Below are 11,524 nucleotides of genomic sequence, written 5' to 3'. Positions count from 1 at the left end.
AGCACGACATGAAAGTTGTATTCGTCGGCATGGGCGCTATTGGAATGCCTATGGCATTAAGAATAAAGGCAGCCGGACATGACGTACAGGGCGTGGATGTGGCTGAAACGTCCCGGCAGCGCGCGCGTACTCAGGGCATAGAAGCCGTAGGGCGATATGCCCTGACAGGAAAAGCTGACGTGGTTGTGGTCATGGTTGCCACTCCTCAGCAGCTTGCGGCACTTGTGGAGGAGGCATTACCGAATGTGGCTGGTCAGCACTGGGTGATTATGTCGACCGTCGGCCCCGAAGCCATCATTGCCGCCGCCGCACAGCTGCAGCAAGCAGGCGCCAGCGTGGTTGATGCGCCGGTAACCGGCGGCACTGCGCGGGCCAGCACCGGGGATCTGGTGATTTTTGCGGCGGGTGAGGAAGTTTCGCTTAACCATGTCGCACCGGTTCTGACAGCGATGGGCAGGATGAAAACGGTAGGAAACCGGCCTGGCGACGGACAGGGAATTAAGGTGATTAACCAGCATCTTTGCGCCGTCCACATCGTAGCCGCCGCCGAAGCGCTGAACCTTGCTCATTCGCTTGGATTAGATCCAGCACAGGTTTTACCGCTTGTCGAGGGCGGCGCGGCAGGCTCCTGGATGTTGTCAGACCGAGGCCCGCGCATGCTACAGGGCACAGATGTGGAGGTTTCCAGTGCCGTAAATATCTTTGTTAAAGACAGCGGTCTGGTAGCAGACGCAGCAGCGGCATGCGAGGCAGAAGTTCCACTTTTAAACGTGGCACATGCCCGCTATGTGGCCGCAGCAAAAGCTGGCCTGGGGCAACATGATGATAGCCGGGTGATTGAAACCTGGTAGGGGCCATAAGTGTTTGCCGGGATCTTCCGGGTAAACTATCGAAACGGGGTCAACAATGAAATCTAACTCTGTACCTGATAATCATAAAAACAACCCGGTAAAAGTATCCATCGCCTCAATGATAGGCTCAGCGGTTGAAAGCTACGATTTCTTTATTTACGGTACCGCAGCCGCTGCGTGGTTTGGAAAAATCTTCTTCCATACCGAGGAACCTATTGTCGGTATCATGGCGGCCTTTGCTACCCTTGCCGTAGGCTTTCTGATGCGGCCGGTTGGCGGTTATCTTGCCGGGCATTTTGGCGATCGCTATGGCCGTAAAGCTGTACTGTTCTGGTCACTGCTGGCAATGGGGCTTGCAACGGTCCTGATCGGTGCTTTGCCGACCTATGAGCAGGTGGGTATTTTGGCACCCATTCTGCTGATTCTGCTGCGCATGATCCAGGGTATCGGATTTGGTGCTGAATGGGGCGGTGCAGTGCTGATGGCATTTGAACACGCCCCGGAGAGGAAACGGGGTTTTTATGGTGCCGTTCCGCAACTCGGTATTCCGCTTGGCCTGCTGCTGGCTAACGGCGCTTTTCTTCTCTCTGGCGCCTTGTTTGAAGGTGACTGGGTATGGCGGGTGCCGTTCCTGATTTCATTCATCATGGTGGCAATCGGCATCTTCATTCGCATGAGCGTAGCGGAATCGCCAGAGTTTGAAAAAGCAAAAGCGGAGAAGCGTATTGTTAAGCAACCGGCTCTGGAAGTCATCCGTCGTGACTGGCGAACGATTTTGAATATTGTGGGGTTACGACTGGCTGAAACCGGCGGCTACTATATTACGACAAGCTTTATGCTTTCCTATGTTGTTCTTGCAGAGATAACGGACACTCGTCACGTGTTGTGGGGAACGCTCATCGGCTCTGTGCTTGGTCTGGGCAGTCATCTCTTTTACGGCGCATTAAGTGACAAAATAGGCCGCCGCCGGGTATTTCTGATTGGCGCCCTGTTCACCATAGCATTTGGTATCCCGATGTTTATGTTGATTAATACCGGTGCTGTTGTGCTGGTGATTACGGCGATCGCATTATCACTGGTGCTGAGTCATGATCCAATTTTTGCGGTGGAATCAAGCTGGTTTGCCGAGCAGTTTCCGGCCCATATACGCTCGTCAGGTATTTCACTGGGTTATAACGGGGCATCTGTCGTTGCAGGATTACTTCCATTTATTTCTACCGGTGTATATAGCATGGTTGGCTGGATCGGGCCGGCAGTTATATTCTCTCTTCTGGGCGTGCTTTCTACCTGGTGCGCGTTACGTACGCCAGAGACGGCACCAGCCAGAATAAATAAAAAAATAAAATAGTTTCCAGTGTTGTAAAAACACATATGGATAAAAGTTACTAAGCTTCTTCCTTGGAGAAATAGTCACATCCCTGAATGCAATATTAAGGCTTTCAGGGACGTGATGCAGTAATGGCGGTGTGCGTCCCGAAGGCAATAAAGTCAAGCGCCGAAATGCTGCGTCCCGGTCAGGATATAGTTTTTACTTCACAGGCTAAACGTCCGCTCTTCGCTGTGAGTTCAACTAATGGATGCAACACACAGCTCATAGCTGACAGAGATCAACCTGTGGCTGATAAGTACCGAAGCGGACGTTGCTAACGCCACGGTGTTTTAATTGATTAAAAGCAGGTGTAACTAATACAAAAATAGTTGCAGACGCCGTTAGGTAGGATCGGGATATAAAGAAAGTTGTTTCTATCAATCCGTCATTTTTACTTCTGATGGGCGCAATTAGACGCGCCCCTTTTTTAAGCGATTATCATTGATAATTACTTAGATGCATCCCGCAGAGCTTGCTTGATAAAGGCGACGGAGCTCTCAAGAGCCTGCACCGCTTCTGGCTGCAGCGTGGAGAAGAAATGCCAGGCGTGGAACATACCCGGCCAGACTTCCAGATTTACGCGAACCCGGTTATCACCCAGATGAGTTGCGAGCCGCATCGCGTCGCTCAGCATCAGTTCATTCTCTCCAATCTGAACCAGCACCGGCGGCAGACCTGTCACATCGGCAAACACCGGTGATGCCATTGGGTGATTAGGTAACGCATCGCCCAGGAAGGTACGTGCCAGGAAATCCAGACCGGCCTTGGTGTTCAGAGGATCAAGACCTTCCCGGTTGGTCATGGAGACGCCCGTGTGCTCAAGGTTGGCCCATGGGGAAATGGAAACACCGCCGGCTGGAAGTGGCAGGCCTTTATTACGTGCAGCTACCATAACGGTAACCACCATTGCTCCGCCCGCAGACTCGCCTGCCAGTACGATTTTGCTGGCGTCAAATCCCTGTTCAATTAACCACTCATACGCACGAACGGTATCGGTAACGGGCGTAGGGAAAGGATACTCCGGCGCCAGACGGTAATCCGGCATGTATACCCGTGCGCCCAGCATGCTGGCGTAGTTGCCACCAATACCGTGATAGCCCGACGATTCGCCGACAATGTAAGCCCCGCCGTGGATGTACATCACGATGGCATCTGTTTCAAGGTTGTCAGGAGTCACCAGCGTTCCCGGCACGCCCCCCATATCAACCTCAGTAAAGCTGACACCGGCAGGTGCGGGATTTTTAGCCAGCATCCGAGCGTAGGCGTCACGCACCTCACTCATAGGCGTTACGGTATCCTCACCCGTAAGGATTGGACCCAGACCGGCCAGACTTTCAGACCATTCTTTTACGGCTTGCTTAGTTTGTTGATTCAGCATTGTCATTCCTGTTTGCATTTGCGTTATAAGTGAACAGGAATCTATAATATATAAACATTTGGGGAATGTGCTTCCCATATTAGGGTACTTTATCGCCCGTATTGGATGAGATAAATAAAGCATGGAGATCAACAGCATTGGTGACATCGCCGCGTTCGTCGCGGCTGTAAAAGCCGGGAGTTACACCCACGCCGCGGGTTCTCTTGGGCTCACACGTTCTGCCATTGGCAAGAGTATTGTCAGGCTCGAAACGCGTATGGGGGTTCGTCTCCTTAACCGTACCACCCGGAGTCTGAGTCTCACCGATGAAGGGAGGGTCATGTTCGATCGTTGCCGACAGATACTGGATGACCTAGAAGAGGTCGATGCCGCCATGGCCATGCGCAGGGGTAAGCCAACGGGGACTCTCCGGCTGAGTGCGCCGCTTTCTTTTGGGCAGCGCCATATCCTTCCCATTCTGGATGTTTATCTGAAAAAGTGGCCGGAACTTCGTGCGGAGGTGTCCTTTAGCGACAGGTTTGTTGATCTTATTGAAGAAGGCTTTGATATTGCCATTCGCATTGGTGAACCTCGCGATGACTCACGTATTCTTACCCGTACAATTGCTTCGCAGCACATTGTCACTTGTGCATCACCCGAGTATTTATCCTCACGGGGCGTTCCAGAAACACCCGCAGACTTAACCGGGCATGACACTATCTTTCTTCTGAGTGCAGAAAAGAGACGCAGCTGGCGGTTTGCGACCCCGGAAGGCACTTTTGTTTATGAAGGGCCTGGCAGGCTTAACCTCGACAGTTCGGAAGCCATGCGGGCATCGGCTATTTCTGGATTTGGTATCGTTCACTTACCAACCTATTTGCTAGGGGAGGATTTACGTAGCGGTAAGTTAATACCGGTGCTTGAGGAGTATCCTTTCCCTCCGGAACCTATTAGGCTCATTTATCCCAGTAAACGACATTTATCACCGCGAATTCGGGCTTTTATTGACCTGCTTGTGGAAAGCTGGGAGCAAGGTTTACCTTGGGAATGAAGTATATCCAAACGCAGTTGTCCGCTGCATTTTCAGGCACAATGTCCGCTTCGCTCAATGCAGACCTGTTGTCTCTTCAATCTGCTGCGTGAAGCGGGCTGACACAATGGCTCCAACATACGAATCAGTCCACAATAAAGAGTTTTGCGCCTTTCGTAGTTCTGGACTGATGTGGCTCCGCGTTATCACCAACCTGATAGCTCATCCCCGCAGTTAAAATGAATTTACGACCATCTTCGAGCATTGTTTCTAGTTCTCCCTCCATGCAGAAAAGAACATGCCCTTTTTGGCACCAATGGTCTGCAAGATAGCCTGGGGTATATTCAACCATTCGCACACGGATTTGATTCGGTTTCTGACCAAAGTGTTGCGTGCGCCAGTAAGCCATACCTGTTTCCCCTGGGTGCTCTGTTCTTTCGACTTCACTCCAGTTGGTCGTGCCAAAAGCAAATGCCTCAAGATTCATTTTGTCGCCCTTCTTTATTAAGTAAAATCTCTCATGCTCAGACTAGAGCGATTTAACGATATGAAAAACTAATTTTTAAATCAAAACCTTAAATGTCAAATGTGGTAAGAAAGTGGAAAGTGGAAAGTGGAAAGTGGAAAGTGGAAAGTGGTGCAGGTTATTTATCTATTCAGGGATCTACACAAGTAAACGGCAGCGGTTACAGATAATGTCTGCTTCACGCTCATGAGGGACAATCATACTTAAATCTCCTACATTGCAGGAGGTTTGAGCATGAACACGTCACCGTGGAACAAAAATCGTATCATCGGACAAAAAAGACCGCTTCAGATATCTCATATCTGGGGGATTCGAATCAGACTTGAACTGGAAGGCAAAACGCGCGATCTAGCCCTGTTCAACATGGCTTTAGACAGTAAACTTCGGGGCTGTGATTTGGTAAAACTCAAAGTATCAGATGTTGCATATGGCAGTTCTGTTTCGAGCAGAGCAACGGTGTTACAACAGAAAACCGGTAGCCCCGTCCAATTTGAGATAACCAAAGGGACAAGAGAAGCAGTTGCAGCGCTAATAAAGCGGGGCAATCTGCACAGTAAAGACTACTTGTTCCAATCTCGGGTCGGTTCTTGCCAGCACATTTCAACCCGGCAATACAACCGTATTTTTCATGGATGGGTAGAAAAGCTTGGTCTCGATGATTCACTGTACAGCACACATTCCATGAGAAGAACAAAACCGTTCCTAATTTACAAGAAGACCAAGAATCTCCGGGTGATCCAACTTCTGTTGGGTCATAAGAAAGTAGAAAGCACAGTGCGTTATCTGGGCATTGAAGTAGATGATGCGTTAGAGATATCTGAGTCGATTGAAGTCTAAGATTGTCAGGGCTGCAACAGCAGCCCTGTGCGAGAGCGGACATTAAAATGATTAAAGAAGCGCTATTCCAGGCTGATTAATATTTTGCCGATAGCCTTACCCTGCTCCATAGCCTCATGACCAACGGCAATATCAACAAGAGGAAGCGTTAGCGCGATCTCAGGAGTGTATGCCTCCATTCTCAGACAGGCTGTGATATCACGGATGGCTTCATTTCGTGCTTCTTCCGGCATGGTATAGACAAATACAAAACGAAAGACAAAACCTTCAAACATTGTTTTCAAAAAAGGAATATGCAGCTGAGCCGATGGCTCTTCAGTGGCGTAGGCACTAATGACGCCAGATTTTTTCAGGCAAGTCACATCTATATTGAGGTTACTCACTAAGTCGACATCGACAATTCGATCAACACCGAACCCACCGGTTGCTTGCTTGACTCGCTCAGCCACATCTTCGGTATGCCGGTTAACAATAATATCGGCGCCAAGTTTACGAACGACATCTTCTTGCTCCGGACGACTCACTGTGGTTATAACTCTTGCCCCAGCCCATTTACTCAGAAGAATGGCTGCTGTTCCTACAGCCCCTGCACCGCCCTGAATAAGTACCCATTTTCCACGTAAATCTCCATCGGCAAACAAACAGCGGTGTGCTGTCATCGCGGGAATACCGAGGCATGCACCTGTTTCAAAAGAAATATTGTCCGGTAATACAACGGCATTTTGTGAAGGAATAACGACATATTGTGCAGCGGTTCCAAAAGCACGCCCTGATTGTGCCTCATAAACCCACACTTTCTGTCCAATGCGCTCTGCCGTAACTCCAGATCCGACCATATCAATCACGCCGGAACCATCCTGATGCGGAATAATTCGAGGAAATTTCTGTTTTGATCCCGCAAAGCCAGTACGAGATTTGATGTCAGTCGGATTGAGTCCGGAGAAGGCAATGCGGACGCGCACCTCACCTGGTCCAGGGATCGGATCGGGTAACTCGCTTATTAGCAAAACATCATGTGCTGTACCGCACTTTTCATAAAATGCTGCTTTCATTCCATTATCTCCATAAATCCCATTAAATATTTCGCCAAAGGGTTATGTGATAATCAGTCCAAGAGTATAAAATCGCAAGTAGGCACATTTTTTATATATAGGTGTATTTTTTACACTAATGGGATTGGCATGAAATCAAAACCGTTTAACTGCCCGGTTGAAGTGACCATTGCCGTGGCTGGAGGAAAATGGAAACCTCTGATTATTTTCCATTTAATGTCAGGTACTAAACGGTTCGGGGAACTCCGTCGGCTCGCAGGGAATGTATCTCAGCGTTCGCTGACGCTACAGCTTCGGGAACTGGAATCGCATGGCATCATAAACAGGGCGGTCTTCGCCGAAGTACCACCACGGGTAGAGTATTCTTTGACTCAATACGGAAAAACTCTTGAGCCCGTTCTATATGCAATGAAAAATTGGGGGGATTCATATGTAGAACGTAATGGGATTCAATGTGTTCAGCTGGAAACACGGAACGTTAATCTGGATAGCTCTGTAAGTTAAGCGGAGTCCGCGCTCCATTGGTGACATTGGGTGTGAGTCCTGGCCAGAGGTGCGATGTGTACCACTCGCTATACATCCAATTGTGAATAGATTATCGGTAAAGTGGTTACTTCAACGGCTCAATACACTGTTAGGCCAATTTCCCCTTCTCGCTCATAGCTGACGTTCGTTCATGGCTTTCATCTAGTCTCGCCAAGGCGAACTCCAGGCAACTGAAGCGCCTTCCAGACATATAGTATTCCCTTTGGCAATAAGTCTTGGTAGTGGCTAGAGCTATGTTTTTTGGCACCAAATTAAAACGTACATTCTAAGTAGCCACCATCAAAAATAATTGCCCCATAACGAAATATAAAAAATATAACTCAGTAACTCATTATTTATATAAAATTAAAAACGATTAAAGCAGTCATTAATTCTTCTGAAATTTCCACTGCTAGTTTTCCTTTAATTGTGACCTGTGCCGAAGACTTTTGGTTTCTAATAATTAAGCACAGCTCCACTGTTGACTTGTACAGTGCTTTTAGCCGAGAGTAGGTGGATAGAAAACAATATTATCCTATACCCAAAATAATTCGAGTTGCATTGAGGCGGCAAGTGAATGAATCCCGCTGAGCTTACTCAAGTAAGTGATGCGGGTGAGTGAGCGCAGCCAACAAAAATGCAGCTCGAAGTATGAAGGGTATTAAATGAAACGCCCCCGCCTGGTGCAGCAACACCAAACGAGGGCTAACCACAACGTTAACTTCACAGGAGTCACGCTATGGCTGTTGCCAATAGTAACACATTTGCTCGCGCTGAAATTACTGCTACTCAATCCATTATTGCAGGGGATATCGCAGCTTTATTAAAATTACCGTTGGGTGCCACGCATGATTTATTTCAGGTTGTGGATATTTGCCAACGTTATGCTGATGAATTAATCGAAGTTGATAATCACGCTGAATATATGGCGCTGTGTGGGCGTTTACTGGCGGGGTTGAATGTATTGAAAGTGGTTTTGAACTCGCCGTTGCCAAAGCATCTTATTGAGCAATTAACGGTGAATGAAAATAATGCCGATGAATATCGCAGTCAACTTTCCACAGATTCAGAGACTACCTGCGAATATTGCTCCGCATTAACCATGGTATTACTGAATCAACAGGTCACTGAGGATCAGCAGGAGCATATAGAAGAATTGCTGTTTGAATTACTGACCATGCTGGCTGAGGATTTGAAAGCGCCGCGCTTTATCCGTACGGCATGCGGGTTGGCGATGATTGGTGGAGAAGTCATTCCAGCCATTCATTAAAACTGTGTTAACTCCTTCTCAGCCAATAAGCGGCTGAGAAGGCGGGATAGACGTTAATCCTCGAAATACCAGTATCCGCTGTTAACCAGCGCGGCCAGCATGGCAAGGAACGACGGGTCTTCGAGCGCATCACCAAACATTTCTGCTTTCAGTGTGATATGGCTCGCCAGTGCTTCAAGCGCCGGGCGATGCGGGCTGTCAATTTTCTCGCCGTTGACGTAAATCTCATCGGCGATACGCAGCACACGTAGTCCACCGAGGCGAGTAATAGCATCACCTTGCTTCAGGGCGTCATAAATCTCGTCAGGCTGATATGGCGGCTCTGGTGGCGCGACGTCAAGTTCGTGGCGTGACTGGGAAACAAACTCACCGAACCAGGTTTTAAAATGCTCCGGCTGGTTGATGAGCTCCAGCATCATTTCGCGTAACTTGTCCATTTCCTGCGGCAGCACATCGGCAGGGTGCTGGCGTACAGGCACGTCAGGGTCGGTATAACGCTGGCTGCCCAGTTCGCGTTGCAGCACGTAATCGGCAAAACCACTGATTAACTCGCGACCGCTTGGCGCACGGAAACCGACTGAGTAGTTCATCGAGTTTTCCAGCGAGTAACCTTCGTGCGGGAAACCAGGCGGAATATAGATAATATCGCCCGGCTCTAACTCTTCGTCGATGATGGCGTCGAACGGCTCCACTTGCAGTAAATCAGGATGCGGGCAGTGTTGTTTCAGGGCGACTTTTTCCCCGACACGCCAGCGGCGGCGGCCAACGCCCTGAATGATAAACACGTCGTACTGGTCGAAATGCGGGCCAACGCCGCCGCCTGGAACCGAGAAAGAGATCATCAGATCGTCAATTCGCCAGTCGGGCAGAGCGCGGAAGGGGCGCATCAGGCGGGCACTTTGTTCATGCCAATGGTTAACTGCCTGAACCAGTAAAGACCAGTTGTTTTCGCCCAGATGATCGTAGCTCTGGAACGGGCCGTGGCTGACTTGCCATCTGCCGTCGTTATGGCTGACCAGGCGGCTGTCCACCTCGTTTTCCATGGCAAGGCCTGCGAGTTCATCCGGGGAGATAGGGTCGATGAAATTTTTGAAGCCACGTTTTAGAACCACCGGGCGTTTTTGCCAGTAGTTCGCGATGAAATCGGGCCAATTTAGGTCGAGTTGATAGTCCATATTATTATCCGGCAGGTGAAGGAGCCTGCCGAGGATTATAACGGATGGCGCCCGCCGTTACGGGAGTATTTTCAATCTTCTTCCCGGTCTGGACGCTGGCGCGCAAAAATCACTTCCATGCGTGCGCCACCGAGTTCACAGCTCGAGGCCAGAATCTCCCCGTCGTATTGTTCGACGATTTCACGTGCAACGGATAAACCCACGCCCTGGCCGGGTCGCAAGGTGTCGGCGCGTTGCCCACGGTCAAACACCATGCTGCGTTTGCTTTCAGGAATGCCCGGTCCGTCGTCATCAACGATTAAATGCAGCGCGTCATCGAGCTGGCGGCCTGAGATCTCAACAAATTCAAGGCAGTATTTGCAGGCGTTATCGAGAACATTGCCCATCACTTCCATAAAGTCATTTTTCTCGCCCACAAAGGTGATTTCCGGTGAAATATCGAGTGTGATATTCACCCCTTTACGTTGGTAAACCTTGTTGAGTGCGGAACACAGACTGTCGAGTAGCGGGGCGACCGGATGAAGCTCGCGGCTGATAAGTGCGCTGTCGCCGCGCATGCTGGCGCGATGCAGGTAATAGCCAATTTGCTGCGAGATACGGCTGATTTGTTCCAGCATCAACGGTTCTGCTTCTTCAATATTCAGCTTCTTCGTGCGCATCGATCGCAAGGTGCTCTGTAAAACCGCCAGGGGTGTTTTCAGACTGTGCGTTAAGTCGGTAAGTGTGGTGCGGTATTTATCGTAACGATCGCGTTCCGTGCGCAGCAGGCGATTGAGGTTGCGCACCAGGCTGGTCAGCTCGCGTGTTGTTTCTGGGTTCAGGCTGTCGCGGTCATGTTTTTCCAGCTCTCGCACTTCTTTTGCCAGTTCTTCGATGGGGCGCAAGCTCCACCGCGCGGCGACCCAAAGTAACGGTATGACTAACAGCAGGTTGGCGAGGAAAACACAGGTAAACAAACTCCAGACCGTATATGAGCGTTTTAGCTCAATAGGAATGGTGTCGACAACCACAATGGTTAAGGCGGGCATTTTGCCCATTGCCGGGTATTTGTTGACTGCAACGGAGTGGCTGACTTCATCGCTATAGTCGCCATCATAAAAATCTTTTAGCTGGTTCTGGAGATTTTGGTCGTTGCCCAACAAGTCATGGCTGGTATCAAAATTGGCTTCCAGGTCGTGAAAACCATCGGTGGTGAGCCACTCTTTTTTAATTTGCTGCGCGACATGCGGCAAATCACGCTGAGCCCACATCAGCTTGCCTTTAGCATCGTAGATAAGGGCCATAGTCGGAGTTTTCAGATTCAGGTTTTCAGGAATCACTACATTTATCTTGCCGTTCTCGTAGGTCGCAAGGGTATAAAACAGGTTGCTCTCGCCGCGCAGCAGACGGAAAGTCGTTTTATCAAAACTGATGTTATAACCCACCAGTGCCACAACGCCGTAGGCCAATGACAGCACCAAAACTACGGCGGCGGTTGCGAGTAAAAAGCGAACTCGTAACGATAACGGTAAAAAATGGCGGATGAATTTCAT

Annotated in this window: 11 protein-coding genes; 6 read left to right on the top strand and 5 right to left on the bottom strand. The window is 49.5% G+C overall.

Translation table 11 applies throughout. The annotated features are described in order from the left end of the window. The first annotated feature begins 8 nt into the window (after window positions 1–8). Together AC0IXI_RS15180 and AC0IXI_RS15175 are read left to right on the top strand one after the other, a co-directional pair. Window positions 9–851 carry an NAD(P)-dependent oxidoreductase gene (locus AC0IXI_RS15180; RefSeq protein WP_413497786.1) on the top strand — a complete coding sequence of 281 codons (843 nt, stop codon included), beginning with the start codon at window positions 9–11 and terminating at the stop codon, window positions 849–851. A gap of 55 nt (window positions 852–906) precedes the next feature. Beyond that, the gene (locus AC0IXI_RS15175) at window positions 907–2,199 is read left to right on the top strand and encodes an MFS transporter (RefSeq protein WP_471682721.1); all 1,293 of its coding nucleotides are present in this window, start codon (window positions 907–909) and stop codon (window positions 2,197–2,199) included. 469 nt (window positions 2,200–2,668) lie between these two features. Here the strand turns inward: AC0IXI_RS15175 and AC0IXI_RS15170 are convergent, their stop codons facing one another. Next, window positions 2,669–3,598, bottom strand: coding sequence for an alpha/beta hydrolase (locus tag AC0IXI_RS15170; RefSeq protein ID WP_064518707.1), 930 nt, complete (start codon window positions 3,596–3,598; stop codon window positions 2,669–2,671). Between the two features lie 121 nt (window positions 3,599–3,719). On the opposite strand from AC0IXI_RS15170, the gene AC0IXI_RS15165 reads away from it, so the two are divergent. After that, a complete protein-coding gene (locus AC0IXI_RS15165) occupies window positions 3,720–4,628 on the top strand; it encodes a LysR family transcriptional regulator (protein ID WP_015697052.1) in 909 nt (302 codons plus the stop codon). 124 nt (window positions 4,629–4,752) lie between these two features. Here AC0IXI_RS15165 and AC0IXI_RS15160 read toward each other — a convergent pair whose 3' ends face one another. After that, window positions 4,753–5,094: a DHCW motif cupin fold protein gene (locus AC0IXI_RS15160; protein WP_133522843.1), complete on the bottom strand. Its 342-nt coding sequence runs from the start codon at window positions 5,092–5,094 to the stop codon at window positions 4,753–4,755. A 273-nt stretch (window positions 5,095–5,367) separates the two neighbouring features. Here AC0IXI_RS15160 and AC0IXI_RS15155 point away from each other — a divergent pair, with 273 nt between their 5' ends. Further along, window positions 5,368–5,970, top strand: coding sequence for a site-specific integrase (locus AC0IXI_RS15155; protein WP_413497785.1), 603 nt, complete (start codon window positions 5,368–5,370; stop codon window positions 5,968–5,970). A 62-nt stretch (window positions 5,971–6,032) separates the two neighbouring features. On the opposite strand, the gene AC0IXI_RS15150 is transcribed toward AC0IXI_RS15155, so the two are convergent. After that, window positions 6,033–7,022: an NADPH:quinone reductase gene (locus tag AC0IXI_RS15150; RefSeq protein WP_134182446.1), complete on the bottom strand. Its 990-nt coding sequence runs from the start codon at window positions 7,020–7,022 to the stop codon at window positions 6,033–6,035. A 129-nt stretch (window positions 7,023–7,151) separates the two neighbouring features. Between AC0IXI_RS15150 and AC0IXI_RS15145 the strand changes: the two genes are divergently transcribed. Continuing rightward, the gene (locus AC0IXI_RS15145) at window positions 7,152–7,526 is read left to right on the top strand and encodes a winged helix-turn-helix transcriptional regulator (RefSeq protein WP_413497784.1); all 375 of its coding nucleotides are present in this window, start codon (window positions 7,152–7,154) and stop codon (window positions 7,524–7,526) included. 760 nt (window positions 7,527–8,286) lie between these two features. Continuing rightward, window positions 8,287–8,817 (top strand): hypothetical protein, encoded by a 531-nt coding sequence (locus AC0IXI_RS15140; protein ID WP_471682720.1) that lies wholly within the window; start codon window positions 8,287–8,289, stop codon window positions 8,815–8,817. Between the two features lie 53 nt (window positions 8,818–8,870). Here AC0IXI_RS15140 and AC0IXI_RS15135 read toward each other — a convergent pair whose 3' ends face one another. After that, the gene (locus AC0IXI_RS15135; protein WP_134183381.1) at window positions 8,871–9,992 is read right to left on the bottom strand and encodes a ribosomal protein uL16 3-hydroxylase; all 1,122 of its coding nucleotides are present in this window, start codon (window positions 9,990–9,992) and stop codon (window positions 8,871–8,873) included. A gap of 71 nt (window positions 9,993–10,063) precedes the next feature. Then, window positions 10,064–11,524, bottom strand: coding sequence for a two-component system sensor histidine kinase PhoQ (gene phoQ / locus AC0IXI_RS15130; RefSeq protein WP_064518008.1), 1,461 nt, complete (start codon window positions 11,522–11,524; stop codon window positions 10,064–10,066).

The organism is Buttiauxella sp. AC038 (assembly GCF_979253565.1).
This window is presented reverse-complemented; position numbering and strand designations above follow the sequence as displayed.